This window comes from Chroococcidiopsis cubana SAG 39.79 (assembly GCF_003991895.1).
Lineage (GTDB): Bacteria > Cyanobacteriota > Cyanobacteriia > Cyanobacteriales > Chroococcidiopsidaceae > Chroococcidiopsis > Chroococcidiopsis thermalis.
This window is the reverse complement of record NZ_RSCK01000062.1, coordinates 1-26,530: the sequence shown is the minus strand read 5'-3', so window position 1 is coordinate 26,530 and position 26,530 is coordinate 1. Positions and strand designations below refer to the sequence as shown.

Annotated in this window: 23 protein-coding genes and 3 pseudogenes; 15 read left to right on the top strand and 11 right to left on the bottom strand. The window is 45.3% G+C overall.

The genetic code is table 11. The features are described from left to right. Positions 1-4: 4 nt before the first annotated feature. The 6 genes from urtB (at position 5) to DSM107010_RS26150 (ending at position 5,940) form a co-directional block, all read left to right on the top strand. Positions 5-862: an urea ABC transporter permease subunit UrtB gene (gene urtB / locus DSM107010_RS26175; RefSeq protein ID WP_106170395.1), complete on the top strand. Its 858-nt coding sequence runs from the start codon at positions 5-7 to the stop codon at positions 860-862. Between the two features lie 64 nt (positions 863-926). After that, positions 927-2,078 (top strand): urea ABC transporter permease subunit UrtC, encoded by a 1,152-nt coding sequence (urtC, locus tag DSM107010_RS26170; RefSeq protein WP_106170393.1) that lies wholly within the window; start codon positions 927-929, stop codon positions 2,076-2,078. A gap of 20 nt (positions 2,079-2,098) precedes the next feature. After that, the gene (gene urtD / locus DSM107010_RS26165) at positions 2,099-2,899 is read left to right on the top strand and encodes an urea ABC transporter ATP-binding protein UrtD (protein WP_127024265.1); all 801 of its coding nucleotides are present in this window, start codon (positions 2,099-2,101) and stop codon (positions 2,897-2,899) included. Next, positions 2,892-3,587, top strand: a complete 696-nt coding sequence (urtE, locus tag DSM107010_RS26160) for an urea ABC transporter ATP-binding subunit UrtE (RefSeq protein ID WP_127024262.1) — start codon at positions 2,892-2,894, stop codon at positions 3,585-3,587. Before urtD ends, urtE begins: the two co-directional genes overlap by 8 nt. Before the next feature lie 182 nt (positions 3,588-3,769). Then, positions 3,770-5,140: a glutamine synthetase family protein gene (locus DSM107010_RS26155; protein WP_106168896.1), complete on the top strand. Its 1,371-nt coding sequence runs from the start codon at positions 3,770-3,772 to the stop codon at positions 5,138-5,140. Between the two features lie 89 nt (positions 5,141-5,229). Further along, positions 5,230-5,940, top strand: coding sequence for an ABC transporter substrate-binding protein (locus DSM107010_RS26150; protein ID WP_106168897.1), 711 nt, complete (start codon positions 5,230-5,232; stop codon positions 5,938-5,940). Positions 5,941-6,300: 360 nt separating this feature from the next. Here DSM107010_RS26150 and DSM107010_RS26145 read toward each other — a convergent pair. The 4 genes and pseudogenes from DSM107010_RS26145 to DSM107010_RS26130 form a co-directional block, all read right to left on the bottom strand. Next, positions 6,301-6,563, bottom strand: a pseudogene (locus DSM107010_RS26145) (efflux RND transporter permease subunit); the annotation flags it as partial. 117 nt (positions 6,564-6,680) lie between these two features. Further along, a complete protein-coding gene (locus DSM107010_RS26140) occupies positions 6,681-7,763 on the bottom strand; it encodes an NmrA/HSCARG family protein (protein ID WP_158631863.1) in 1,083 nt (360 codons plus the stop codon). Between the two features lie 38 nt (positions 7,764-7,801). Further along, positions 7,802-8,597 (bottom strand): annotated as a pseudogene (locus tag DSM107010_RS43125) (LLM class flavin-dependent oxidoreductase). Between the two features lie 113 nt (positions 8,598-8,710). After that, positions 8,711-9,163 carry a hypothetical protein gene (locus DSM107010_RS26130; protein WP_106168899.1) on the bottom strand — a complete coding sequence of 151 codons (453 nt, stop codon included), beginning with the start codon at positions 9,161-9,163 and terminating at the stop codon, positions 8,711-8,713. Positions 9,164-9,289: 126 nt separating this feature from the next. Here DSM107010_RS26130 and pdxR point away from each other — a divergent pair, with 126 nt between their 5' ends. The 5 genes from pdxR to DSM107010_RS42440 all read left to right on the top strand — a co-directional run bounded on the left by pdxR (position 9,290) and on the right by DSM107010_RS42440 (position 16,053). Beyond that, positions 9,290-10,756: a MocR-like pyridoxine biosynthesis transcription factor PdxR gene (pdxR, locus tag DSM107010_RS26125; RefSeq protein WP_106168900.1), complete on the top strand. Its 1,467-nt coding sequence runs from the start codon at positions 9,290-9,292 to the stop codon at positions 10,754-10,756. Positions 10,757-10,965: 209 nt separating this feature from the next. Continuing rightward, a complete protein-coding gene (locus DSM107010_RS26120; RefSeq protein WP_106167951.1) occupies positions 10,966-13,020 on the top strand; it encodes a molybdopterin-containing oxidoreductase family protein in 2,055 nt (684 codons plus the stop codon). Between the two features lies 1 nt (position 13,021). Beyond that, positions 13,022-13,744 (top strand): type 1 glutamine amidotransferase, encoded by a 723-nt coding sequence (locus DSM107010_RS26115; RefSeq protein ID WP_106167943.1) that lies wholly within the window; start codon positions 13,022-13,024, stop codon positions 13,742-13,744. 37 nt (positions 13,745-13,781) lie between these two features. Further along, complete coding sequence (locus tag DSM107010_RS26110; RefSeq protein WP_127024259.1) at positions 13,782-15,182, top strand: amidase; 1,401 nt, start codon at positions 13,782-13,784, stop codon at positions 15,180-15,182. Between the two features lie 742 nt (positions 15,183-15,924). Beyond that, entirely contained in the window at positions 15,925-16,053 is a 129-nt protein-coding gene (locus DSM107010_RS42440; protein WP_277871346.1) for a hypothetical protein, read from the top strand. Positions 16,054-16,241: 188 nt separating this feature from the next. Here DSM107010_RS42440 and DSM107010_RS26105 read toward each other — a convergent pair whose 3' ends face one another. Continuing rightward, on the bottom strand, positions 16,242-17,150 hold the full coding sequence (locus tag DSM107010_RS26105; RefSeq protein WP_106167945.1) for a LysR family transcriptional regulator: 909 nt from the start codon (positions 17,148-17,150) through the stop codon (positions 16,242-16,244). Positions 17,151-17,275: 125 nt separating this feature from the next. On the opposite strand from DSM107010_RS26105, the gene DSM107010_RS26100 reads away from it, so the two are divergent. Both DSM107010_RS26100 and DSM107010_RS26095 read left to right on the top strand, forming a co-directional pair. After that, positions 17,276-18,157 (top strand): oxidoreductase, encoded by an 882-nt coding sequence (locus DSM107010_RS26100; RefSeq protein ID WP_106167946.1) that lies wholly within the window; start codon positions 17,276-17,278, stop codon positions 18,155-18,157. A 187-nt stretch (positions 18,158-18,344) separates the two neighbouring features. Then, positions 18,345-19,714 (top strand): annotated as a pseudogene (locus DSM107010_RS26095) (ISKra4 family transposase). 123 nt (positions 19,715-19,837) lie between these two features. Here the strand turns inward: DSM107010_RS26095 and DSM107010_RS26090 are convergent. Together DSM107010_RS26090 and DSM107010_RS26085 are read right to left on the bottom strand one after the other, a co-directional pair. Beyond that, positions 19,838-20,140, bottom strand: a complete 303-nt coding sequence (locus DSM107010_RS26090) for a hypothetical protein (protein ID WP_127024256.1) — start codon at positions 20,138-20,140, stop codon at positions 19,838-19,840. A 291-nt stretch (positions 20,141-20,431) separates the two neighbouring features. Continuing rightward, on the bottom strand, positions 20,432-20,683 hold the full coding sequence (locus DSM107010_RS26085; RefSeq protein WP_106167948.1) for a hypothetical protein: 252 nt from the start codon (positions 20,681-20,683) through the stop codon (positions 20,432-20,434). Positions 20,684-20,948: 265 nt separating this feature from the next. On the opposite strand from DSM107010_RS26085, the gene DSM107010_RS26080 reads away from it, so the two are divergent. Continuing rightward, the gene (locus tag DSM107010_RS26080) at positions 20,949-21,578 is read left to right on the top strand and encodes a ParA family protein (protein WP_106167949.1); all 630 of its coding nucleotides are present in this window, start codon (positions 20,949-20,951) and stop codon (positions 21,576-21,578) included. After that, on the top strand, positions 21,579-22,793 hold the full coding sequence (locus tag DSM107010_RS26075) for a ParB/RepB/Spo0J family partition protein (RefSeq protein ID WP_106167950.1): 1,215 nt from the start codon (positions 21,579-21,581) through the stop codon (positions 22,791-22,793). Positions 22,794-23,045: 252 nt separating this feature from the next. Here the strand turns inward: DSM107010_RS26075 and DSM107010_RS26070 are convergent, their stop codons facing one another. From DSM107010_RS26070 to DSM107010_RS38730, 4 genes are all read right to left on the bottom strand, one after another. Then, entirely contained in the window at positions 23,046-25,583 is a 2,538-nt protein-coding gene (locus DSM107010_RS26070) for a DEAD/DEAH box helicase (RefSeq protein WP_127024253.1), read from the bottom strand. A gap of 10 nt (positions 25,584-25,593) precedes the next feature. Continuing rightward, positions 25,594-25,806, bottom strand: coding sequence for an HNH endonuclease (locus DSM107010_RS43120; protein ID WP_158631862.1), 213 nt, complete (start codon positions 25,804-25,806; stop codon positions 25,594-25,596). A gap of 44 nt (positions 25,807-25,850) precedes the next feature. Next, complete coding sequence (locus tag DSM107010_RS38735; protein ID WP_158631861.1) at positions 25,851-25,991, bottom strand: hypothetical protein; 141 nt, start codon at positions 25,989-25,991, stop codon at positions 25,851-25,853. Positions 25,992-26,173: 182 nt separating this feature from the next. Beyond that, positions 26,174-26,326, bottom strand: coding sequence for a hypothetical protein (locus DSM107010_RS38730; protein WP_158631860.1), 153 nt, complete (start codon positions 26,324-26,326; stop codon positions 26,174-26,176). Between the last annotated feature and the right edge of the window lie 204 nt (positions 26,327-26,530).

The following is a 26,530-nucleotide window of genomic DNA, read 5'->3' as shown; positions in this document are numbered from 1 at the left end:
ACGTATGCTAAGTAGTGTTTTATCAGGTCTGAGCATTGGTTCGGTGTTGTTGCTAGTTGCGCTGGGGTTAATGGTAATTTACGGCAATGTAGGTGTAATCAACATGGCGCATGGCGAACTAGTCATGCTAGGCGCATATGTGACTGTGTTTTCAGAACGATTTTTACAACTGCCGTTTCTGCTTTGTTTACCGCTAGCTTTTGCGATCGCAGGACTGCTAGGGCTGCTGATCGAACGCGCTATTGTGCGCCGATTATACGGGCGATTGCTCGATACATTGTTAGCAACTTGGGGAATTGGCATTATTCTTCAACAAATTATTCGTCTGACCTTCGGTCCAAAGTTGCAGAACGTGTCCGTACCAAGTTTTTTGACGGGAGAATATCGTCTTGGTGGAGTCAGCATCCAATCTTACCGACTAATGGTGTTCTTGATAACACTAGCGTTGTTGCTGATGGTATTGACGATCTTGTACCGGACTGATTTTGGAACTCGATTGCGAGCAGTAAAGCAAAATCCTCAAATTTCTGCTTGTAACGGTATAAATGTCAACCGCGTGCGGTCTTGGACATTTGCTTTTGGGGCAGGGTTGGCAGGCATAGCAGGCGTGATGGTGAGCGGATTCAATGCGATCTCTCCGACAATGGGAGCAAGTTACGTGGTGAACTCATTCATTGTAGTTGTTGTTGGTGGAGTGAGTTCGCTGATGGGAACGGTAGCGAGTTCAGCCCTATTAGGTGGGGTTAATTCTGTTGTGGCTTGGATGAGTAATGACGTGTTGGCGCAAGTCGTCATGCTAGGATTGGCGATCGCTGTTATTCGCTGCTTTCCAAAGGGACTGTTCGCGCCTCAATCCCGCTAATTGACGATAATAACCTAGTTATTGTTCGTTTGTTTTTTATCCTTCTTTCTGGCAGTGAGGCAAAATGAACGTTACAAAACTCAAACGAGTGATGCTGTCGCCCTACACCCTTTTCATCATTGCCATCTCGATCCCGCCACTTTTTGTTGTCGATCCATTCTGGATCAATCGCCTCGGTCTTTACTTGGTTTTTAGCATTTTGGCGCTATCAATGTCTTTGTGCTGGGGATATGCCGGAATTTTGAGCTTGGGGCATGGGGCATTCTTCGGACTAGGAGCTTATTGCATGGCAATGGCGCTGAAGCTGTTGAGTCCCGATAGTTTAACGCAAGGAACGCCATTTCCCTTACCTGATTTCATTGTTTGGAACACGCCGCCTGGAGAAGCACTTAAACTCCCGTGGCTATGGGTTCCTTTTCAAAGTCAGTGGTTTGGTTTAGCGGCAGCGTTGCTCGTGCCTGCAATTTTCGCGGCACTCGTCGGCTGGTTTGTCTTCTATGGCAGCGTTTCAGGAGTATTTATCTCGATTATTACGCTGTCAGTAGTCGTCATTCTCAATCTCGTCGTTATCGATCTACAGCCAATTACCAATGGTTTTAACGGATTAAATAATTTAGCAACGTTTAATGTTGCTGGATTTGAATTCGATCCTTATGGTTTACCTACCTATTATCTAATTGCAATTACCTGCGCTGCGATCTTGCTCGGCGTTCATTGGTTAACTCAAACTAGAGTAGGGTTAATTTTTAAGGCAATTCAAGCAAACGAACAGCGCGTAACCTACTTTGGCTATGACATCGCTGCCTACAAAATTTTTGCGTTGAGCGTTTCGGCAATGGTAGCAGGACTGGCGGGCGTTCTGTTCGTCATCAACTCGCAGTATGCTTCTCCCACAATTATGGACGTGACGCTCAGTATTGCAATTGTAGTATGGACGGCGGTAGGCGGACGCGACTCATTAATTGGATCTGCACTGGGAGCGATCGCCATCAACGCCATCCAGAACGCGCTGAGCGAGAGTGAAAGCCTGATCTATATTTGGCAACTATTACTAGGGATTCTCTTTGTGGTAGTTGTCGTGTTTCTGCCAAAGGGGTTAGCAAGCTTAGGAGCAAAATTATTTAGGCGATCGCCTCCCTCTATGGCAGAAGCGGCTGCCATATCGCAGAGAAAACCCTTAAACCTTTCACTTCCTCCAGCTAAGCAACGCAAATAGATCGCGTCAGGACTAAACCAATGGCACGAACAGTTATTTCTCAATCGCTATCGACACAACAATCGCCAAATTCTTACCTGTTAGAAATTCAAAATCTGGAAGTTTCATTTGATGGCTTGAAGGTTGTTGATGAACTCAATCTCTGTGTCAACCCTGGAGAAGTACGGGTACTGATTGGTGCGAATGGCGCGGGTAAAACAACCACGATGGATTTGATTTCGGGCAAGATCAAAGCCAGTAAAGGTAAAATCCTATTCAAAGGTCTGAATATTACTAACTGGGAATCTGATAAAATTGCCCGCGCTGGCATTGGGCGAAAATTTCAAATTCCTAGCGTATTCAAAGATTTAACGGTGGCAGAAAATATGCAAGTTGCTTTTTGCTTCAACCCATCGTTGTTTTTGAACGTATATCGATGCTTGCAACGAAAAGAACACGAGCGAATTTCTGAAATTTTGGACTTGGTTGGACTGACAGAACTGAGCCAACAACCTGCACGGTTGCTCTCTCACGGTCAAACGCAATGGTTAGAAATTGGCATGGTATTGGCGCAGAATCCTAAATTAGTGCTGCTGGATGAGCCAACGGCTGGCATGACCGTACAGGAAACGCGCAAGACGGCTGAGATCGTCAATTCCTTACGAGGGCAACACGCAATTTTGGTTGTAGAACATGACATGACCTTTGTTCGAGATATTTGCCACATCATTACCGTAATGCATCAGGGTAAGAAGCTGGCAGAAGGCACAATTAGCGAAATTGAAAACAATCCAGATGTATTAGCAGCTTATTTGGGTAATGGGGGAATATCTCATGCTTGAGCTGAAACACGTAGATTCTTTTTACGGCGATAGTCAGATTTTGCACGATATCTCGTTTGCTGTTGCAAAAGGCAGCCTGACATCGGTTGTAGGGCGTAATGGCATGGGTAAGACTATGTTGCTAAAAACAATTATGGGATTGACCGATCGCGTTTGCGGTAGCATTGCTTTGGGAGTACGACAACTAATCGATTTGCCAACTCACAATCGAGCTAAAGTTGGAATTGGTTACGTGCCTCAAGGACGAGAAATCATCAGTCAATTTACCGTCAAAGAAAATATTTTGATGGGGTGCTATGCGCGACAGGACGGCAAGAAGAAACTGCCGGAATTAGCTTTAGAGTTATTTCCCTACCTGAAAGAAAATCTCAGTCGTCGTGCGGGATTGCTGTCAGGAGGACAGCAGCAACAGTTAGCAATTGCTCGTGCTTTAGCCTCTAAACCCGATTTGCTCTTGCTTGACGAACCGACTGAAGGCATTCAACCTAATATTGTCGAACAAATCGAACGGGTAATTATCCAACTCAATCAGGAATTTGAACTGACGATCGTTTTAGTCGAGCAAAATATTGCTTTTGCTTGCCGTGCTTCCCAGCAGTTTGTGATGATGAATAATGGTGCGATCGCTGCTACGGGACAAATTGATAAACTCAGCGAAGATTTAGTTCGCCAATATATGGCTGTTTAGTGCTACAAATCTCAATTTGTTGAGACAAATGTATTTCTGGCTATTATACCAGTGCCTCAGTAATCCTGTCTCAATTCAGTCTCTCAATCAATTAGCTCTAGTAAGTTTTGCCAAAATAGCACTATTTAAAGTGCTATTTCCAGAATTTCTACGAATGTATAGAAAAGGAAAACACAGTAATTATGGTTATATCCGCCGATCGCGCTCTTGGTAACGCCCACTTAGATGAATCCGCTCGTATAACAGATTTTCTTCAAGAACTCAAGCAGAAAGGTTTTGAGTATATTCGTTTTGAAATGCCAGACCTACATGGCGTTTCTCGGATGAAGCTAATTCCTGTCGATCGGGTTGAGAGTTATGCTCGTAAAGGTCTCAACATCTATGCTGGCACAATAGCACTAGACACAAATTCATCGGTTGTACCAGGTTCGGGGTATCACGAGGAAGTCCGCTACTGCGACTTTATGATGCGTCCAGACTTTGATACATTGACGCCGATTCCGTGGCTAGAAAAAACTGCCAAAGTTATTTGCGATACTTATTGGAATTCAGGAGAACCCGTTAAAGGATCGTCTCGATATGTAGCCAAGGCAATGCTCGAACGGGCAGCACAACTCGGATTTGACGTGATGATGGGACACGAATTTGAGTTTTATTTCTTGACAGCAAATACAAAAGAACCTTTATTCGATGGTAGGCACATCTACAACCATCTGCGCGGACAGTTTATTCCTGAGATTCAACAATTACTCAACCATTTAAGAGCATCAGAAATTGATATCATTACCCACAACAGTGAATATGCACCATCCCAGTTTGAAATTAACTATGGTCCGGCAATTGGTATTCGAGGTGCGGACAAAGCTTTTACCTTTAAGAATGCCGTCAAAGAAATCGTACATCAGATGGGCTACCATGCCACTTTCATGACTAAGCCTTTTTCAGATCGTTCTGGCAGTTGTTGCCATTTTCATATCAGTTTGCTCGATCGAGAAACTAAGCATAACGCCTTTTTCGATCCAAACGATGAGAATGGATTATCTATAACGCTAAAATCTTTCGTTGAAGGAGTTTTGGTTCATTCGCCTGGGATTATGCCATTCATTAATCCCACGCCTAATTGCTACCGCCGACTCAAACCACGTACTTTTGCTCCCTCAAACATTAGCTGGGGAATTGAAGATCGCGGTGCGATGATTCGGGTGAAAGCCACTCGCGATGAAGGAACGCATATTGAAGTCAGAGCAGCTTCTGGTATTAGCAATCCCTACCTAACGCTTGCATCTATTCTGGCTGCTGGATTGCTGGGAGTGAAAAATAATCTTCAACTGCGCCCATCTGGTGAAGTTACGGGCGAAGACAATCCGAATCTACCGAAACTGCCATTCAATCTTGATTCTGCACTAAATGCGCTAGAAGCAGATGCGGAAATCCAGAATATGTTAGGTGAAGAATTTGTTCATCTGTTCAAAACTGTCAAACGCTTTGAACTAAAACGTTTTCACAGCCGCGTATCTGAATGGGAACGCGAAGAATATATGGATGTCTACTAAAGCGAGTTCTATAACCAAACTTAAAGCTTTTTTGATTTACTGATTGCTCAACTTTCACCAAGCCGCACTTAAATCGCTATTCGATTACGATGAATTTCAATACTATTCAGTCTGGCAAATTGACAATTGCCGTAGGTAATTACGATTGCCCAATGTTGAATTATCTTGAAGGTAACACTCGACGGGGTTATGAAATAGAAACGGCTGAAGCTGTCTGTAAATTACTCCATTTAGAACCAGTATGGGTAACTGTGCCGCCAGCTGATTTCTACACGAACCTCAACACTGATCGCTATGATGTTGTTTGGTTTATTCAAACTATTACGGCAGAGCGTCAGGCGATTGCCCATTTTTCTCGCCCTTACTGTGCCATCAACGATGCTATCCTGGTAATGAAAGACAGTGCTATTCATGCAGAAACCGACTTGGCAGGTCTACAAGTGGGTGCGCTAACGAATACAACCCTTTTAGCACTTGCAAAAAAGAAGTTTGCCAATGCTAAAGTCATTGCTTTTCCTGGTAGTGACAATGCTTTATCTGAAATGCTAGATGCGCTGCGGACAGGTAAGGTAGATGCCTTAATTGATGACGAGCCTATTTTGATGGGAATTGCTAATGACATCCCTGATTTTCGAGTGGCGTTTACTATACCGACTCAAGCACCATTTGGCGTAGTTGTAAGTCAACGTAATGCAGCATTGTTGGCAGCTATTAATAATGCTCTTAATGCAATGTTGGCTAATGGCAGTTTGGAAAAACTTTGGAGGCGTTACGTTCCTTTTGTTCCTTTTTTGCTTTAGATTATTGCAGCCTTTAGTCAATCTGCATTTTCAAGGAATTATATATTTTGTTGAGGAACTCATTCGTTATCTTCTTTTAAGTATTTAAAAGAAGATAAGACCGCCAAATGTTATCTAACTATAGCGATTGAAGGAGATGCTCTAGTTTAGTTAAAGCCGATCTTACTTTTACTAAAAATATTCTCTTCAAATATTTCTTGTCATACCGTTCACAATTTTAGATAGAAGAAGCAATAGATTAGTTTATAGAAAAACTCCTTACAATTACATCTAATTTGTGAGTTGTTAAAACCGATGCTTGCAAACGAAATTGAAACTGCTAGCAATAACAAAGGTTTTAACAAAAGTATCGAAATCTCTTCAATCAGTTTTTGCAGTATAGCCCAAAATCAAGCGATCGCGAATCGTACCGATAGCGATGTAAAGGATGGGAACTACAAACAAGCTTAAGAAAGTAGCAACCAACATTCCACCAAAAACTACAGTACCGAGAGATTGACGGGCGATCGCGTCAGCTTCCGTTGCCACCATAAAGGAGAAACCCCTTAGCACTATAGAAGGGCCGTCATCAGAATAGAGCATAGGCTTTTGGGGGCTGCTTCAATAGCCGCTTTAATTATGGAAAAACAAAGCCATTGCTATCAATAAAGAAATCGGCAAACGAAAAATAATTTGCGATCTGCGATAGAACAATCAAAGGGAGAGCTAAATATGAATTGCCAAGAGTAACAGTCTTAGGGCTATACCCTAGATTCACCATGCCAGTTTGTCTTTCGAAGCCAGTTTTCAAATGTCAGTAGACCAGGGTGTAATTTCCGCAAAAATTCGTAATCTCTAGGCATTCCAAAAGACTGTGCAAACTCGAACATAGCTGCTATATCTTCAGCTTCTGGCATAGGTAAAGCACGGTACTCGTCAATCGAACTTGATTCGAGCACAGATGGAATACCAGTAACCTTCGTAAAAATCTCAGCCATCTCACTCGTTCGTAATGCTTCTGAGCCAATTTTTAAGGTGCGACCGCCCCATTGCTCGCGATGAGCAAAAACATGGGCGGCAAACACTCCAATGTCATCTAGAGCAATCATCGGCCATGGTGTGTCAGCTATAGGAAAGCAGAAGACAAGACGGTTACTCCCATTATGGGATTGTGATAAACAGGTGTTAACTAACCCTAATCCTGGTGTTGCCCAGTATTGGTTATCTGCTCCTGGTTCTGGTTTGCTACCATAATCTTCGACTAGGAAAAAGTTTTCAAAGTATGGCAGAGCTACGAGAACAGTCGTAGATTGAGCGTACCACTCATCACCACTGCTTCTCATTTGATCTATGTATCGCTCAACAGATGCTTTGGAGTCAAAGTGGGGGCAGGGAATCCTTTCAGCAGAGAGTTCACGACAGGCTTCTAGGGAACTATAGACAAAATGTTTTACTCCCTCTGCTTTTGCTACTTTGAGAAAATTAAGTCCTTGATTACGTTCAGTTTCTTCTGCTCTTTGGTATCCCTCCCACGGACTTTGTCCAGGATACCAAGGATTGAAGGTAAGTTCATGATTATAAGTAGCCCAGAAATCCGTATGGCAAAAGATTGCTTCAACTCCTTGAACGGCTCGCGTAATACTGGCGATATCGTTGTTATCTCCTTCAATCAGCTCAATCCGGTCGCTCAGAGTCGCTAGTTGACGTGCTCGTTCGCTATTGGGATTGCGAGTGAAACCACGAATATGCCAAGAATTTTGTCGATCTATCAACAAATGCTCGATGACGGCACGACCTAATGCTCCTGTTGCACCGACGACTAAAATACTTTTGCTTTGATTCATAATCTCTTTTCCTCTAGATTGCTTATCTTGAGCTTGGCTTACCATTGAATTTCGATTGACAAAGGAGCTGCATGAGTTGGAAAGTGAGGCAAAACCTCTTGAGCTAGTTCGGCAAGAACTTCAGATGCAGGACGACGACCGTATTGCACGCCAAGGACAACGTGATTGATACCAACGGATTGCCAACGTATGAGGAGATTGATTAAACTACGTCGCCCGATTCGCAGAACAAATCCTCCCCTAAGCGGTGTAGCTGCCTCGTCAGGGTCTTCAGCTAAGTCAATCGGTTGTGACCTAAATCTGATGTAAAAAGCTGAAACCATTGCCATTAGGTTGTTTGTGCTGTTTACAATTTCAAACCTATAAATTCCTAATCGATACCATAAGCAGGGAATTCTACTGGACGATCTCCCGAAGCAACACCAAGTACTAACCGACCGCCAGATAGCTGATCGATGGACGCGGCTGCTTTTGCTAAGTCAAGCGGATGCCGCAACGTAAAGACAGCGCTACCTGTAGCTAGGGTAATTTTGTTAGTGCAGGCGGCGAGATATCCCAAATATACAAACGGGTCGAATACCTGACCGACATCTCCAAAGTTAGGGTCGTGCAACGGCACGTCGCGCACCCATACTGCTGCAAAATCAGCTTGTTCTGCCTGTTTGACCAGAGCTACTTGTCTCTGCATGGTATTTATGTTTCCAGCATATTTCCACAATGGCAAAAAATTCTTTTTGTTAACTGACTGGGAGCGAACAAGCACTGAAAATCAGGGCGACGAGCGAAGGCTGCTGGCGAAATGAGTTTGGATTCGTCGAGTATATGACCGTCCATGCTGGCACACCTTTATCTACTGAAAGTGAAGGTCTGTTCGGAAAGTATGAAAACTTCAGCAGTTACTGCTTGGGTAAGCTCAACAAAGTTAGTAGAAAAACAGTAAATCTCAGTTATTCGCCAGTTCGATCGCATTGTTGTATGGCTTGAAGTCTTTCTCTGGTAGCTCCACCAGTAGGTCTGGCTAGCGGAATAGATGCTTCACAAGCTTGCGGATCTGAGCTAGTTTCTGCGTTTTTAAAACTAGGGCGAGTCAGCGATCCATCAGGTATTGGAGTAGCCTGCACTCCTTCAAGATTAGGATTGCTCGACGAGCGGTCGGGCAGTGTTTGATCGGAGTTTGGGTTAGTCATTGTATTGTCGGGTGTTGCGGTCGAAGAAGGAACTACCCGTGCTTGAGACAGTAATATCGTTGTTCTCGGTTTGGCTTCGGTAGTTCCGCTATTTACTAAAAACGCGACGAGTATGAAACTACCTGTCAAAACTTGCTTCAGCATTTTGTTTACCCGTACTATGTCTATCTGCACAATTGAAAGGACGCTACGTGCAGCTTTCTCTTTAGCCATACCTTTCTGTTTGTAACTTAGAGCTATTGCTACTTTGAGCTACACTTGCTAAGTTAATCGATCATCTGGCTTCCTACAAGTGCCACTTTTACATTTCAACACCAGTCCAGTTTTAGAAACTAGAATATGGATTTTGCGATCGCCCTCGACCATACAATAAAGATTCCAATACACCGTCAGCTCTACGAAGAGCTGCGACGCTCAATTCTATCGGGGAGGCTAGCGCCAGGACAGCGAGTCCCTTCAACGCGATCTTTGGCACGATCTCTGGGAATTTCTCGCGCTACGGTAACTCTAAGTTACGAGCAACTACTGAGCGAAGGCTACCTGAAAACAATTCCGAGTTCGGGAACCTTCGTCTACTGTCAACTCCCAGATAACTTGTTGCAGCCAACAGCAATTCAACCGACTCAGGAGGCAAAGCAACAGCCAGTACAACTCTCAGCTTATGGAGCTAATCTAGTCGATCTTCAACTGCTAATGCCTTCAAAAACAGAGTTGCCAATCAACTTTAGCTGCTATGGGCGACCTGCTCTCGATGAATTTCCGCTCGGTTTATGGCGGCGATTACTTGCCCGTGCCTGCCAATTGCAGCCTACTATGCTCGATTATGCTACGAATGCCCAGGGTTACGAACCTTTACGCCAGGCGATCGCGCGTTACATAGCTCGAACGCGAGCAGTACGATGTGAAGTAGAGCAAATTATTATCGTCAATGGTTCGCAACAAGCACTCGATTTAGTCGCACGTTTATTGGTAGAGTGCGGCGATTTAGTAGCGGTTGAAAATCCTGGTTATCTCGATGCTCGGCAAGCTTTTCTCTTACAAGGAGCAAAACTCGCGCCCATACCAGTTGATGATTTAGGGATCGTTACCGATCGCCTAATCACAGATCCAGCAGCAAAAATCAAATTAGTTTACGTGACTCCCTCGCATCAGTTTCCTACAGGTGCAGTTTTGTCACTATCGCGGCGGCTGGCTCTGCTGGCTTGGGCGCAACAAACTGGAGCAATAATTGTTGAAGATGATTACGATAGCGAATACCGTTATAGCGATCGCCCCATTCCAGCTTTACAGGGACTTACTATTAATGACTCAGTGATTTACATTGGCACGTTTTCTAAAGTGATATTTCCCGCTCTACGTTTGGGCTATCTCGTCGTACCTCAAAGTTTAGTTTCCGTATTTGCGCGTGCCAAATTGCTGAACGATCGCCAGTCGTCCATCTTGGAGCAATATGCTCTGACTGAATTTATTAGTGAGGGACATTTAGAGAGCCATGTACGGCGAATGCGATCGCTTTACAACCAGAGACGGCAGACTTTAGTACAAGCCTTGGAGCAATATTTTGGGAACTCCGTTACTGTTCTAGGCGAAAATGCTGGTATGCATCTGATGGTGCAGTTCCACAGAGACTTGAGTGACGAACAGATCGTACTAAAAGCTGCACAAGTTGGTGTGGGATTGGTTAGCGCCAATCCATACTACTTAGAAGCACATAGTACTGGTGAGTTTATTTTTGGTTATGCTGACCTGAGCGAGGAGATAATTCAAGCGGGAGTAAGTAAGTTAGCTCAAGTACTGATGAATTAGGTCGTGTTACGAAAACTGACTGAGGAAGGTATACATCATTGATACAGTATACACCACCGATTCAAAATGGCACTATTAATTTAGGTTGAATTGGCACTTTCTCTAATACCATTCATTAGATATGATTGTTTGCACCTCAGGAAATACTTGATTTTCAAAGACTTAGACTTATTAAAAGTTTTGTAATTTTTCGTCGGGTGCAGCAAGTTATGTCTGAAATTGGAGAAACGATCCGTACAACCTGCCCTCGCGACTGCTACGATGCTTGCGGTATAGTGGTTGTCAAGCGTCAAGGCGAGATTGTTAGAGTCAAAGGCGACCCAGAACATCCCGTCAGTCGAGGCGAACTTTGCGGTAAGTGTGCAGTTGCCTATAACGGTGCTTGGATCGATCGCCAAACTCGGCTGACTCAACCTCTCAAGCGAATTGGAGCCAAAGGGGAGGGGCGATTTATGCCAACTAGCTGGGATGAAGCGATCGCCACAATCTGCCAACAACTACAAGAAATCTTGTTTACTTCGGATGGTCGAGGTATTTTGCACACCCACTACACCGGAACCTGTTCGCTCATCGCGGGATTCTTTCCCCTGCGTTTCTTCAACCGAATTGGAGCCACAGAAGTCGATCCAGATACGGTATGCAACAAAGCGGGTCATGTGGCGCTGCAAATGGTGTTCGGCGACTCGCTAACGGGTTTCGATCCCCGCACCGCCAAAGATGCTGCTTGTATTCTGGTTTGGGGTGCAAATCCTTCTTCCTCAGCCCCTCACGCTCATAAGCATTGGTTACCTGAAGCTCCAGGTAAGATAATCGCGATCGATCCCATCAAACACCCAACTGCGGCAGCCGCCGATCTCCACCTCCAACCTTTTCCAGGCAGTGATGGGGCGTTGGCGTTTGCGTTGCTGCATGTAATTCAACGTGAAGGACTGCTGAATGAGACATTCCTTGACAAACACACTACAGGATGGTCAGAAGTCCGCTCGCTCTTGCCTGATTGCACGCCCCAATGGGGTGAAGCAGTCACTGGCGTTCCTGCCGCCCTCATAGAAGAAGCAGCAATTCTCTACGGTCGCGGTCCTTCGTTGCTGTGGTTAGGACAAGGATTACAGCGTCAGCCAACGGGTGGCAACGTATTTCGAGCTTGTAGTTTGTTGGCGATCGCTACGGGTAACTTTGGCAAACCAGGAACCGGACTGCTTTACATGAATGGTTTTGCCAATCGTGGCATCGATGCCGATTACCTCTCGGCTCCTCATCTCAACTCAGGAGACTTCCACTCAATTAGCCACATGGACTTGACAGCCCGTCTAGAAGATCCTGCGAATAGCCGCGCTCTATTTTGTTGGAATAATAATATCGTGGCTTCTAGCCCACAACAGCGACAGTTGCGTCAGGTATTGTCACGCGAAGATCTGTTTATGGTGTCGCTCGATCTGTTTGCTACAGATACAACTGACTACGCCGATATCGTGTTGCCTGCTGCCAGCTTTCTAGAATTTGACGATCTGGTTTTCTCCTATTTCAACTACTCGATCTCAGCTCAGGTGAAAGCCGCAGAACCAATGGGCGAATCGCTGCCCAATCAGGAAATCTTTCGCCGCCTTGCCGCTGCAATAGAGTTTACAGAACCAGAGCTATTTGAGAGCGATGCCGCAATTATTGCGAGCTTACTGAAGCAAACTGGAACGGGGATCGACTTTGCCCAACTCGCTGCCAAAGGCACGATCGATTTCACACCCGAACCCATAATTCAGTTTGCCGACTACAAATTTGCCACACCTAGCGGCAAAATTGAAATTGCCTCCGACCAATTTGCGGCAGTAGGGTTACCGCGATCGCCACAGCCGTTTGCCGATGCTCGACCAAGTAACGGCAAACTCAGGGTTTTATCGCCTGCCTCGCCTTGGCTGATGAATAGCGTCTACGGTAACGATAGCCGCGTTCTCAAGTTGATTGGCGAAGCTAATGTCACGATCAATCCCCAAGAAGCCAAACAGCGAGGGTTACAGGATGGAAGTCCAGTTATTTTATCGAATGAGACTGGGCATCTGCCTCTGAAAGTAAAACTCTCCAACCAGGTTCCTTGCGGCGTGGCACTAGTCTACAAAGGTCGCTGGCTTAAGTTTGATGCGTCGAGTGCTAATGTCAACGTTCTCAACCCAGGACACAAGACCGACTTAGCGGAGAGTTCCTGCGTCCATTCGATCGAAGTTGAGATCGTACCCGCTGTTGGGTCGCAGTCAGAAATCGGGAGATTTTAAAATGAAATTTTTAGCAATCAAGCATGTCATTGTGGAAGGATTAGGGATTTTTGAGCAGTTCTGCTACGAGGCTGGGATTACAACAGATGTGGTGGAACTGGAAAAAGGAGACAAATTTCCGACTTCTTTAGAAGGATATTCAGCGTTATGGGTAATGGGGGGACCCATGAATGCTGGAGATATCGACGATTATCCCTGGCTGGTAGAAGAAAAAGTACTCATCCGTCATGCTGTAGAAGATCTCAATCTGCCTTACATGGGGGTTTGTCTGGGATCGCAACTGTTAGCCGATGCTCTAGGTGGAGAAGTTAGCTTTATGCCTGCACCTGAAGTAGGGCTGTTGCCAATCTATTTGACGGATGCAGGACGCGATTGCCCGCTCATGAGCGGACTCCCTGAAGCCTATAAGGTGCTTCAGTGGCACGGACAAGAAATTACTCGCTTACCTGCTGGAGCTACTATTCTTGCTTCCTCGCTACAATGTCAGGTACAAGCCTTTGCTGTAGGCGATCGCGCCTTTGGCTTGCAGTTCCATAGTGAGGTGACTGAAGTAACCGTAGAAGACTGGGTGCAGATTCCCACATATCGAGCTGACCTAGAAACTGCGTTAGGGGCAACAGGTAGCAACGATCTCAAACGAGCTGTTGCGGCTCAACTGCCGATTATGAATCGGGAAGCAGAAATTGTATTTAACAACTTTCTCAGAATTGTGCAAGGGCAATAATATTTGCAGTCTATGCAATTGAAGAAGAGCAAAACTCATGGACGATCTTGCTTATTTATCTTCCATCGAATTAATTCAACACTACCGCAATCGTAGTCTTTCACCGGTTGAGGTAGCTCGTTTCCTACTCGATCGCATCGCTCGCTACAATCCGAAAATCAATGCCTTTCGACTAATTGATGCAGCAACGACTCTAGCAATGGCAGAAGCTTCAGAACAACGATGGGCAAAAGGCGAGCCTTGTGGATTGCTCGACGGTGTACCGATCTCGATTAAAGATTTGGTGGCGACCAAGGGATGGAGTACGCTACGAGGTTCCCAGGCAATCGATCCAAACCAAGAGTGGTCGGTCGATGCTCCCGTCACGGCTCGTTTGCGAGAGCATGGAGCTGTTTTCATCGGCAAAACAAATACACCCGAATCGGGACACAAAGTTGTCACTCAAAGTTCGTTGACTGGAATTACTCGCAATCCCTGGGATTTAGAGAAGACACCAGGCGGGAGCAGTGGAGGCGCAGCCGCAGCATTAGCCAGCGGTATTGGTTCCCTGGCAGTAGGCACGGATGGAGCGGGTTCGATTCGCATTCCGGCTGCTTTCTGTAACGTCTTCGGTTTGAAGCCTACATGGGGGCGCGTTCCAGTTTACCCCGTCAGTACGTTTGGCAGAATGTCTACAATCGGTCCGATGGCTCGTACCGTTCGCGATGCAGCATTAATGTACAACGCCATCACGCAGCCCGACGATCGCGACTGTTTTGCTCTGCCGTACGACGATCGCAACTACCTAGATGGGATCGTCGATGGCGTTCGAGACTTGCGAATTGCTTTTAGTCCCGATTTGGGTCAACCGTGTCGAGTCGATCTAGAAGTCAGCGAGATTGTAGCTAAAGCAGCTCAATCGTTTGAGTTGTTGGGCGCACGGGTTGAGACAGTAAATCTTAACTGGCCGTTTGACCTGATGAAAATGTTTTTGCCCATTTGGTATGCTAGCTACGCTAATTTTCTTCGACTCTACACACCAGAGCAAATTCAGTTAATGGATGCAGGCTTATTAGCGATCGCGATCGAAGGTCATTCTCTAAGCCTACTTGACTATTTTGCTGCGATGAATCAAAAAGGCATTATTTGCACTCAATTACAGGAACTATTCGATCGGTACGATTTGTTAATTACACCAACAATGCCGATTCCAGCTTTTGATGCAGGACAACTTCGCCCCAAGGATTATGCTGATGACTGGAGTTGGGTTCCTTTTACGTACTTGTTCAACCTGACGGAACAACCTGCGGCCTCAGTTCCTTGCGGCTTTACGACAGCTGGATTACCAATTGGAATGCAAATTGCCGGACCGCTCTACAGCGATGCGTTGGTTTTGCGAGCAAGCCGCAGCTTTGAACAAGCTCATCCGTTCTATGAGCAGAGAAATATCCAAATCTAAGCGTAATTGCTCTGGCTCAAATTTGAATAGTCTAAGTCTATGAATCTAGCATGATAGGTACTCTGGGAAGGTGGAGCGAAAAGAATCGGGTTAGTAAGAGCGTAACAGGAACCCGATTGTCCACCCATATGCTCAACAAGAGCGAGAGAAATGAAGCAATGGTACTCCGCCTCGGAACTAGTAGGAATGCCAGGAATGCCTCTGTACAGGGAAAACGTAGCAAGAAAGGCTAGAGTCGAAAATTGGCAGTTTCGTCAATGTAGCGTGAGGAAATTGGCGTGCAGATTAAGTTTTGAAAAGTACATTCTTAAGATTAAGTTAGTTTATTGATGCGATGTAAGGAGCTAAATTTAACGCATCTGGATAGATTCGGGATACAGCTACAATAGTCAGCTAAGATACAGAAAGATACACTTAAAGATACAGTTGAAAAATGATTTGATATAGCTGGGCAATGATTTCCCACACGCCAAAACTTACTCAAAGTCTAAAACTCCTGCTCTGTTTGGATTTTACTTACTAACAAGCGGGATATAGTTTGAAATGATTTGAGATCTCGATCCAAATCGATTTCGACACAGAGCGAAAAGACCTTCTTCTCGCGCTTGCCCATACTGAAGATTTTTCGCTCTGGAAGCGTGCGATCGCCGATTGTTTTGTGAGTCTGTCAACCAGGTGCTTACCATTGGTCGAGCTGGTAGAACAAATAGATTCTTCAACTACACTAAAGTCAGATCGGAAAATGCTATTAGTCAAAACTTGGTTAGCTGTTCTGTTGGGAGATTTTGAGTTAGAACAACGGGAAGATTTTTACAGTCAATCTGGAGTTTGGGTTTCTTTAGGTGCGATCGCTGTCTCACCATCAGATTAAACATCAATGTTTAAGGATTGAGAATGTCGAATACAGGTAAAGTTTGGTCAGGATTACTTCTTCAAAATCAACGGGATGAATGGGAGATTCGGAATGATTTCGCACTTTCGCACGAGTGCATCAAGGCATTGGGGGAGTACAAAAATTCAATCCATGCTCTGTTATTCATCAAGGTTCTTTCGCCATCCTCAAGCCAAATCTCGATGTGCTGAGGTCGATGAAACGATCGCTCTCGTTTGTTCAATGAATTGGTGTAAGACCGGGGAAGTGTTTGTTTGTCGCCATGCGATCGCTAACTCAATTTGCGATGTTGGGTCGGCAAGTGGTTTATAAACAACTCCAACTCGTTGCCAATTTTGCAATGACGCTGGAACGATAGCAATGCCTAATTCTGCGGCAACTAAACTGACGATCGTTGGCATCTGAATTGCTTCTTGAGCGACCTGCGGTGTAAATCCAGCCTGCTGACACAAACTGTAGATTTGGTCATAAAATCCTGCACCAAGATGGCGTGGAGATAGCACAAAAGGTTGCTCTGCCAAGGATAGTAAAGACACCTGAGTCTGAGTTACAAGTGGATGAGCTTCGGGTAGCGCGACCACAAGTGATTCCTGTAGAACTGTCTCGAGAATCAGGTCTTCGTCCTGAAGGGGCGGACGGATGAATCCTAGCTGGATGCGATCGTTGTGTAAAGCTTCTACCTGTTCAGCAGTCGTCATCTCATACAGAATCAGTTGCACATTAGGAAACCGTTGTCGAAAGGCTTTCAAGATTACAGGCAAAATGCTGTCAGTCGCAGACCCGACAAAGCCTAAGATCAAGCGACCGACTTCTCCTCGGTCTGCTCGTTGTGCGATTGCAATCGCTTGGTCAGCTTGCATTAGTAGGTGACGTGCTTCCTGCAAAAACACCTGCCCCGCATCGGTCAAGCGAACCGTTCGTTTCGTTCGGTACAACAGTTGCACATCTAGCTCCGCTTCCAATTGGCGAATTTGTTGGCTGAGCGGTGGCTGAGCCATCCGGAGCCGCTGTGCCGCTCGTCCAAAGTGGAGTTCTTCTGCCACGGTCACAAAGTAGCGTAAGTGTCGAAGTTCCATCGCTTAATATGTTTTAGATATTAGTCTAAAACATAAACGGTATTGGACATATTAGTTGCTGAATTTTAGTGTAGAGATAAGCACATTATTCAAACGGTCTTGTTGTTTCTATTGGAGATATAGCCATGAACTCAGACAAAAATCGTGTTACTCCTAAAGTTTGGTTGATTACAGGCTGTTCCACCGGATTTGGACGTGCCCTCGCAGAAGCCGTGTTGAAGCAGGGCGACTACCTGATAGCGACGGCTCGTGAACCAGAGCAGCTTCGTGCTTTGATTGACCAGTATCCAGACACTACAAAGGCTGTACGTCTAGATGTAACTCTATCTCAAGAGAGACAAGCAGCCATTGATGCAGCAATCAAAACATTTGGTCGAATTGATGTACTCGTGAACAATGCTGGCTATGGACTGATTGGCGCACTCGAAGAAGTCAGTGAAACTGATATTCGTCAAGCGTTTGAAACTAACTTTTTTGGGGCAATCCATCTGATCCAAACAGTCTTGCCTTGGATGCGTCAGCAAGGCAGCGGTCACATTGTAAATATGTCATCTACAGCAGGATTAGTCGGGTTTGGCGGCAGCAGCATCTACTGTGCCACTAAATTTGCCCTTGAAGGTATGTCTGAAGCCCTGGCTAAAGAAGTCGAACCCTTGGGAATTGAAGTCACTTTAATTGAACCTGGAGCATTTCGGACAAGCTTCAACGGACGCTCTCTGGCAGCCGCCGAACAACCCATTGATGCCTATGCTTTGGTAAGCCGTGCTTCATTGCAGTGGTTCAAACAGATGGATGGTAGGCAACCCGGCAATCCAGCGAAAGCAGCACAAGCCATCATTCAAGCAGTAGAAAATCCTCATCCACCCCTGCGGCTGGCGTTAGGTACTGATGCCATGAGCTTGATTCAGGAAAAATTGGAATCAGTCAAAACGAATTTAGAAGCTTGGCAACAAGTAACGGTCAGTACAGATTATGCCGATAGTCACACTGAAGCACTCTCTAGATAGCCAAAGGGCGCATTCAGTGTTTGCATACTGTAGCGATGATGTTCCCTTGCTACTGATGTATGAGATTAGGAGATCCCAGAGGTGTGAATACTGCACACCTCTGATACGTACTATCATTCTGTTTCCAGTAATTCTCATGCAACAATCTGTTGAACTATTGTATCCAGATGATTCAGATTAGCAACAATTGTGTCAACAACTTAGATCTGCTGTTACCTTAGCCACATTGGTACTCACTGCTTGGAAAATGGGATTGTGGATTGCTAGAAACATTGTTGAGCAGCAATTGACTGAGCAGGGAAAGCCTCAAGATGAGCAAAGTTACTGCTCAGTTTGCAAAACTCCGCTGCTGAGTAAAGGCTTTGCCGAACGTCAAATGTTAACCTTGGTTGGCAAGGTTCATGGGAAACGTCGAATCAGAAGATGTCCAGGGCATTGTCTAAACAGTCAGAAATTTCCTCTGACGATACCCTTGGTATTATTGCTCACCAACAAACTTCAATAGAATTAGTTCGCCTTGGCTGCTTACTTGCTGTTTTTCTCCCCTTTGAACTTGCTGCTTCAATCTTACAGCAGTCAAGTGGAATTAGTGTTAGTGATGACACCATTTGGAAATGGGTACAGATTGCTGGACAAGAAGCAATCGAGAACTTGAAATTGCAACTTCAAATGTTAGGAGATGGTCAATCAATTCAAGCGGAATCGCTAGATGAAACACTCTTAACAATGCCTTTGATTATTGCCGCTGATGGTGTAACTATTCCGTTTCGTCCACAATCTAAAACCGCAAAGGGGAAGATTGTATGGCCAGAGGTGAAAGTGGCACTCCTATTACGTCTGGGTAAATATCAGACCAAAACAGGCAAAACTGTAACTCGTTTGCATCAACGACGATTAGTGGCGAGTCTAGGGGAGATCGAGCGTCTGAAATCCCGCTTACAACTCGAAGCGCTACGACAAGGTATCACTACAACTGCTCAAAAGGTATCACTACAACTGCTCAAGTAGTTTGGATTTCTGATGGGGCACGCGGCTTTTGGCGACTCTACCAAGAATGTTTTGCACGGCGACGCTATAGGAATTCTAGACTTCTATCATGCTGTACAACATTTGTGGCAGGCTGTTACTGCTTACTCTGATGGCAACTTTGCTCCTGCGAAAGAACGCCTCGAATGTGGTTTCGACGGATGCGTCATCAATTACGGCATGGATTTGGTAAACGTATCATCAAGGAACTGAACTGGTTAGCCAGGTCTAGAAATACTTCTGAAGCAACCAAACTGATTTTGTCTCAAGTACGCGATTACTTGCAGACCCATCTGGAACACATCCAGTACCGTCAGTTCAAGAAACAGGACTTGCCAATTGGCAGTGGTATGGTTGAGAGTGCCTGTAAATGGCTGATTCAACAACGCTTTCATTGGGGTAGGAATGCGGTGGAGTGAAGACGGCTTTAACCATCTGCTGTATCTTCGATTAGCATGGGTCAATCAACGCTTCGACACGTTGTTCTCTGACGAGTCATTAGTACTAACTTTGTACTCCCCCAACCATTAGATGCGCCCGTTTCGCACAAGCGCTTAATCCCGAAATTTTCTAGCAAGAACAGCCTCAAACCAAGTTGTTCTCTCGCTGGTGTAATCGAGCTAAAATTCCCGTTAGGTCAAAACTACTAACATTTTAGTCATAGGGACAAGACTCCCAGACATCACTCGCCTGCTCCCACTCAATCTCCCTCAACTCTTGCTCCCACTGAGAATAAGTCAATGAGTTGGATGGGTATACGTATAGAGGTTCCCAGCGCTCTAGCGAGCTTGGCACTTCCACTATCTCATCGCTCGCTTGCTCTCCAACAGATGCTTTTGGAGACTTTATCGCTCGATCGGCTTGAGCTAGCGTAGATGCTGGCAAACCAAAATCAGCACTTTGTTCACTCTTTTCAGGACGGTGGCGTTTGATTAGTTTCCGGTATTTTTCCATCATAGAGTCGTTAGGAATGAGGGAATCTGCTCTACCTAAGATAGCAAGTGTAGTAAAGGTTACACGCACTCGTTCTTTGGATAGCCGCTCCTCGCTATGATGGGTTGCTTGTGCGGGTTGCTTGCAGAGCAGAAATGCTCTCGGACTTTTTGACGAATACTTTCAGACAATCGCACTGTTTAAGTGAAATTTAGACAACAATGAGCAAGAGTTGATCGTAATGCCGTTGAGCCAAAAAGCTAAAAGTGTCAGCTTTGGCTACCCAGCTACATTCCGTTTTTTCTTTCCCAACTGCTACGCCTTTGTTTTACTCTTTGCCTGTTTGACCAAAACGGGTCTGGGCTTCTTCTTTTTATGCTTCGGATCTTCAATTGCTCGTAACCCTGAAGGACGACAACTTTCACAATACAGTGGTCTAGGTCCATACGTTTCCCGTTGGGTGGGTTGACTGCAAGAAAGGCAAATGAATTTGTACAATCGGGTGTGAATCGTGCGTTCGTGAGCGCGGACGGTGTATTCTCTAACGTGGATGCGCTTGGAGGGCATGTGTCACTTCTGTAAGTACAAATAGAAATGAAAGTTTCTTCAATAGTAAAGAAATTATTGGCTCTACAATCCACAAGCTAAAGCACATCGTAGCATCATTTAACGATGGCTAGTTGGTAGCTCAATCTTTACAATTAGCCCAAAAGGCATACAATGGCTGCAATAACGTTATAGTAAAGCGTGTTTTACATGTTGCTATAACGTTATAGTAAATCCTACTAAAGCTTTCAAAGGTTGAAACAACAAGGGTTTTGAGGAAAATTTCATGAGCAAGATTCTTGTGATTCTTAATGGTAAAGGAGGGGTAGGTAAAACCACTACAGCCTTCAATACAGCCGCGATTTTTGCAGAAAACCGACGAGTCCTTTTAGTTGACGCAGATTCCCAAAAAAGTGCATCTTGGTGGGCTGAGCGGGGAGAACAATCATTTGATACTACATTCAACACAGATCCAAAGATTCTCAAAGAGTTGAAGACGGTGAAAGATTACGATCTAATTGTTTGCGATACTCCACCACATTTAGATTCCAGTACCCTACAAACTCTGATTCATGTTGCTGACTATATCGTACTACCTACTCCTCCTGCTCCTCTGGATATTCAAGCATTGATAGAGACAATCAAACAAGCGATCGCGCCCATTCGGGTTTTACACCGAGTCGTTCTAACCAAGGTCGATCCTAGACGACTAAACGAAGCAATGGCAGCTCAAAACACATTTATCAGAAGCAAAGTTCCAGTTTTTAATACCTTTATCCGCCAATATACAGCTCACGAACGTGCAGTTCTTGACGGATTACCAATTACCAAATATAAAGGCAAGAATACTCAAGAAGCTTCCTCTGACTACACCAGATTGGTTAGCGAACTACAACAATTGAAGGAGTGGAATTAAATGGCAAAGAAAAATCTCTTAGATTTAATCGAATCTCAAGCTGCTACTCTTGCCGACTCATCTGCCTCAATCCCTTCCAGTTTCAGATCTACCGAATCGATATCTGAAGTCAATGAAGCATTGCAACACCAAATTCAGGAACTTGAAACTGAAGTTATTAACCTACGAATAGCAACCGATAGCGATCGAGACAAAGAATTTTTAGAGAAGCAAATTCAGGAACTAACCGCAAAACTGTCACAAATTAGTGGCGAACACGAGATTGAGATCGAACTGCTAGATCCAGATCCAGATCAACCCCGTAGCATTTTTCCTCAACATCTGATTGAGGAACGAGTTGAGAGTTTACGGCGAAACGAGCAAATCAGTCCGATTATTGTTATCCCTCAACCAAACGGACGCTATCGCATCTTCGACGGTGCGCTTCGCAAATTAGCTGCTCCCCGTGCTGGAAAAGCAACACTGAGAGCTGTCTTCCTCCCTCAGCATGAAATGCTTGATGATTCTTCTCAGTTTGAGAAACAGTTTGTGACTGGAAAAGATACTGAGAAGCTACACTACCTGGACCTCGCCAATGGGCTGATTCGGATTATTTGCAATCGCTATCCTTACTTAAAATCCCAACAGACTGAGATCCCTAATATTCTTAACAATGCACTATATCAACTAAAAAAAACAGGTAGATTTGCAGAACTCAATAGAATCCGAAATGCATCTACTACGCAACAACGTGAGTGGTTAAAGGCTGTAGAATTCACTTCTGCTGAGGCTTGTAACGTACTGGAAGTCATCCTAGATCGTCAATTTAATCCTGCATCTGTTGCTAGTAACATATTCCCAATTTTAGCTCTATCAGACGATCTGAAAGCTGTTATTCAAGAAACGGGTTTAGAAGCTAGTAAAGCTAAAGCCATTAACAAACTCACAGTTGAAGTCCTCAGAGTTGATGAGAAAACTGCTATTAAAATCCGAACGGAATTAGCTTATTTGATTGCTCAAGAGGAAAAATCTTTAGATGAAACGAACCAACTAATTCGTAAAATAATTCAGCAGTACAATCCAGTTTTACCTCAACCTAGCCTTAAAGCTGAAAAAACTATTAAACAAATAAGAAACCTGAACTTCGATGGTCTAAATCGACAACAGCTTAAAGATATCCAGTTTACCTTTCGAGAACGGCTGAAAGAACTAGATGCAAGAATTAAAGATAGTTAATTCACTTTAGGAGAAAACGATACTCGACCGCGCTCTAGCAAAGTTATCGGTTTCAACTCTAAACTTTTGCATTCCGTTTCGCCTGCTACTACCAAGCGCCCTTATAATTTTGTGGCGTAAAATTAAACCTCAGTATCTTCAAGAGCAACAGCAGTTGTCTTTAGTTCTAGATAAAAAGCGCTCTTTCTCACGATCCATACTCACACGGTTCGCTCAGCTCAAGTATCTCAAAAAGTAAAGTTCAAACATATCCTAGCGCCAAGAGCGCCACTGGAGTTGCTCCCTCAACTGCAATACGAAACGACGTGCTAATTTTAGTGCTTCACGATATTCTTCTTCACCTTGATGCTCCGACCAACCACAACCTGTTTGCTCCTTGATATAACCAAATGCAGCCGAATGTATCAAAGCGGAATTATTCGCGAAATTTGGTTCGTGTCCTTTTTCTCGGACGCGAGCGATCGCCGCTGCTAACAGTTGCACGGGACGATCCACAAGCGAGCGACCATGAGCGCCATCTTTGATTAGCCCCCGTTGCATGAATAACTCGTTCACCAAGCTCCGTACCTGCGAGCCGTACCGCGCTTGCATTTCTAGCTTGGCTTTATCGAGACGGACGACGCGATCGCTCTGGGGGACTTCTACCTCTACTTTAGATAGCTCTGCCTCCAGTCCTTTGAGAAAAATTTCGTAGGCTGATGAAGGCATCGTGTCCTTCAGCCGCACACCACCAATAGTTACTTCTCCATCAACATCTAAATCCATACCGCGCTGCTGCAATACCACTTTTTTGCGATAATCGCTGTAGGAGACTAATTCGCCTTCCACCAAGATTTGCCAATCCAAGCCGACGTGATACAAAAACGTCGCCGGGGGCAGTTCAAAATTCGCTCGGGATTTTGCAATTTCGACTCCCGAAGGAATATCAGACCAAGCGGGAGCGATCTGTACCTGCGTGTTATCCAGCACTGCTTCCACTTGCACCTGGTAGGTTCTCTGACTCCTAATTGCGTGTAATCTCTCGGCTATAGCATCGACTTCTTTTTGCCAAGGCAGTACAGGAGGTGGCTGGCTTTGCGCTGAGGCAAAACCGATCTCCAACTGAGTCGTGTTTGCTTCCAAGTCGCTGCTGTTTGAGGGCATTTGGGATGGTACGCGCTCGCTACTTGCGGCTGATAAACTCCCAGTCCGTTCGAGTTCTTCGATTAAAGAAAATTTTGGCACAAATGCTTCTTGTTCTACCACAGGAACCCGCAGCTCTAGTAGATCTCCTGGTTTGAGCGTGGCGGTATTTGATAATTTCAGCACGGTTTCGCCTGCTTCGTAAGCGGCTGTCAGTCTGGGTCTGATTGGTTTGTCTTTTGGGGCATCTTTAATCGCGTCAGATGCTACACCATGCTGAAACTGCTCGAATAATGGACGCAAGCCCAATGCGGAATGGGTGACGACCACAGCCCAGTTGGGGTGAGTTAGTTCGGGAAAAGCGGCTGCGGGCGCTCCTGGCACTTTTCGCAATGCCCGTCCCCATTCCTGCTCGGCTGGGGACATCGATCTCAGGACGCACAAGCAGCAGGACACCGAGATCCACTTGTGGTCGAACCCTACCCCCAGCATTCCACAATGGACGACTACCCAGTATTCGCCCGCTAAAAATTTTTCCAACAGCACGCTGGCACGACCTGCTAGATCGTGCTGCTCGTGTTCGGAATGGATCGCTAGCACTTTTCCTTGGAGAGACGGAAAATTTTCTTCCAAAAGCTTTGCAACTCGATGAGTATGAGGGATATTGAGCGCCCGCACTAGCATCGCATGGGGTTGACCTGTAGCAGAGCGCTTGGCAAGCAGAATTTGGACTGCCATTTCCAGCACTGGTAAGCAGAAGGAATCGGCTAAGAGAATTTGGCGGAACCAAGCGCGATCTCTTTGTGCTTTGAGAATAAATTCTTCCGGCTCGTACTCGATCTCCCGATCATCTTCTTCTACCAAAAACGCAGTACTGGTAGCTTCTTTGTACGTGAGTTTTTTGATCGGGGCAGGATTTAACTTCCAGGCATCTTGAACCGTGAATTCGTAATCTGCTACAGGCGCGTATCCGATCGCCTTTCTGCCTAATTCGTCGGCATCCTCTACTTCTTCATAACGTATATAGGGTAGCGGCTGGCTGTCCGAGCGAAATTTCGAGCCAGTAAAATAAGCGATTGGGGAATTGCTAAAGTAGTTGAAGATAGTGCGGTAGCTGGCAGCCGCAGAGAAGTGCGCCTCATCGCAGACAATTACACCGACCGATTCTGGTTGAATATCCCCCCGCTGCACCAGGTTCACTAAAAACTGGCGATTGCCCACTAGCATATCTGCTTCATGTAGCGTGTAGGCATAGCTATTGAAATTGCTGGCATCTAGCTCTACTATTCGGGGCGGCACAACTCCTGAAGGCAAAACTTTCAAACTATACAGCAGCCATTGCTCGTAAATCGGTCGGTGTTGGCGATCGCAGGGAAAATCCTTCACAAATCGACTGCGAAGCGTGCAGTTATCTGATAAGAAAATCGCCTGTCTTCCTCGCATCCAAGGAGCAAGGATGTAGGGGATAAGTGCTTGCATAATAGTTTTCCCAGTGCCCACTCCGGCAAGGATCAACGCCGCAGTTCGTTCGCTTGCGTCCATTTGTCCTTGGCAGGCTTTTTGGTAGACTGCTAGCAAGGCTTTGACTTGATGCGGATAAAGCTGCGTCTGCCCTGAAGTGATTCGAGCTAGCACGAGCTGGTGATAGGCAAGGAAATAGTTGTCCACCGTGCTACTCCTAGCTATGGTAAGGTTGAGCGGACTTCTGGCGGTTGCAGTTTCCGCAGAGAGCTAGAGCATTCCACACTTGGGTTGCCCCTCCCTGGGAGTAAGCTATTCTATGGTCGGCTTCAAAATTGTCCCGACTTAAACATACACCGCAAATCTCGCATTTATAGTTGGCGCGACGCAAGATCAGAAGTTTTTGAGCCGGGGAGAATAGTCTTCGCACAGTCAGCACCTACGTTTTTTAAACGATGTTTTTATATTATCTTTTCAGAAAGCTTCCAAGGCGACTGGCAAGCTGCCAAATGCTGATGCCAAAGACGCTTCCAATTTCAAGAGCGCCGCCGAGGTATCACACGTGCCATAGCGCTTCGCCAGCTTGGTTTTGGAAAGTCCCTGATAAGTTTTCATTGGCTAAGTGCAGGGCTATTCTAACTTAGAAAATGAAATAGCCGTGGGAATAAACTCCGTTCAATCATCGAAAAATGCAGTTAGGGTTTGTCAAGAAATAAGTTTTACAATTTGATGCCTGAAATAGTTGCCAAATGAATGGTTACGCAAAAACAATGGCAAGGTTATTTCAGAACAAGCCCTTATCCACACTCTTGCTCGCGCAAAAACTTTGCTAACTCTTTTTGGAAATCGTAGCCATCATTTAATCTTGAAGGAGGAGGGGAAAATTGTTCTGCTGGTAGAGCCATGCCTGCTAAGGCAATGACAGTCTGGTAAAAAGTTGCATCAGACATCGCAGATATGGTTTTTGATAACGCTTGTGGAGAGGGCGCTACTAATATCAATTCTGCTTCAACATCTTCATAGCAAAACCCTAATTCTTCGGCGATCGCATCAATTTCTTCCTAGCAGCACTCGCGGTAGTGATATGGAAGTAGTGATGAGGTATAATCCTTGCCCTACAACGATTTCAGGCAATATTTGTAACATATAAAAAC

Excerpts from the sequence above, each read along its gene's own strand:
- DSM107010_RS26085 (WP_106167948.1), bottom strand. The coding sequence starts at position 20,683 with ATGCCCTCCAAGCGCATCCACGTTAGAGAATACACCGTCCGCGCTCAC.
- DSM107010_RS26090 (WP_127024256.1), bottom strand. The coding sequence starts at position 20,140 with ATGATGGAAAAATACCGGAAACTAATCAAACGCCACCGTCCTGAAAAG.
- DSM107010_RS26115 (WP_106167943.1), top strand. The coding sequence starts at position 13,022 with ATGAAATTTTTAGCAATCAAGCATGTCATTGTGGAAGGATTAGGGATT.
- urtC (WP_106170393.1), top strand. The coding sequence starts at position 927 with ATGAACGTTACAAAACTCAAACGAGTGATGCTGTCGCCCTACACCCTT.
- DSM107010_RS42440 (WP_277871346.1), top strand. The coding sequence starts at position 15,925 with ATGCTATTAGTCAAAACTTGGTTAGCTGTTCTGTTGGGAGATTTTGAG.
- DSM107010_RS26100 (WP_106167946.1), top strand. The coding sequence starts at position 17,276 with ATGAACTCAGACAAAAATCGTGTTACTCCTAAAGTTTGGTTGATTACA.
- DSM107010_RS26150 (WP_106168897.1), top strand. The coding sequence starts at position 5,230 with ATGAATTTCAATACTATTCAGTCTGGCAAATTGACAATTGCCGTAGGT.
- pdxR (WP_106168900.1), top strand. The coding sequence starts at position 9,290 with ATGGATTTTGCGATCGCCCTCGACCATACAATAAAGATTCCAATACAC.
- DSM107010_RS26080 (WP_106167949.1), top strand. The coding sequence starts at position 20,949 with ATGAGCAAGATTCTTGTGATTCTTAATGGTAAAGGAGGGGTAGGTAAA.
- DSM107010_RS38735 (WP_158631861.1), bottom strand. The coding sequence starts at position 25,991 with ATGAAAACTTATCAGGGACTTTCCAAAACCAAGCTGGCGAAGCGCTAT.
- DSM107010_RS26155 (WP_106168896.1), top strand. The coding sequence starts at position 3,770 with ATGGTTATATCCGCCGATCGCGCTCTTGGTAACGCCCACTTAGATGAA.
- DSM107010_RS38730 (WP_158631860.1), bottom strand. The coding sequence starts at position 26,326 with ATGTCTGATGCAACTTTTTACCAGACTGTCATTGCCTTAGCAGGCATG.
- DSM107010_RS26130 (WP_106168899.1), bottom strand. The coding sequence starts at position 9,163 with ATGGCTAAAGAGAAAGCTGCACGTAGCGTCCTTTCAATTGTGCAGATA.
- DSM107010_RS26140 (WP_158631863.1), bottom strand. The coding sequence starts at position 7,763 with ATGAATCAAAGCAAAAGTATTTTAGTCGTCGGTGCAACAGGAGCATTA.
- DSM107010_RS26120 (WP_106167951.1), top strand. The coding sequence starts at position 10,966 with ATGTCTGAAATTGGAGAAACGATCCGTACAACCTGCCCTCGCGACTGC.
- DSM107010_RS26110 (WP_127024259.1), top strand. The coding sequence starts at position 13,782 with ATGGACGATCTTGCTTATTTATCTTCCATCGAATTAATTCAACACTAC.
- urtB (WP_106170395.1), top strand. The coding sequence starts at position 5 with ATGCTAAGTAGTGTTTTATCAGGTCTGAGCATTGGTTCGGTGTTGTTG.
- DSM107010_RS26075 (WP_106167950.1), top strand. The coding sequence starts at position 21,579 with ATGGCAAAGAAAAATCTCTTAGATTTAATCGAATCTCAAGCTGCTACT.
- urtE (WP_127024262.1), top strand. The coding sequence starts at position 2,892 with ATGCTTGAGCTGAAACACGTAGATTCTTTTTACGGCGATAGTCAGATT.
- urtD (WP_127024265.1), top strand. The coding sequence starts at position 2,099 with ATGGCACGAACAGTTATTTCTCAATCGCTATCGACACAACAATCGCCA.
- DSM107010_RS26105 (WP_106167945.1), bottom strand. The coding sequence starts at position 17,150 with ATGGAACTTCGACACTTACGCTACTTTGTGACCGTGGCAGAAGAACTC.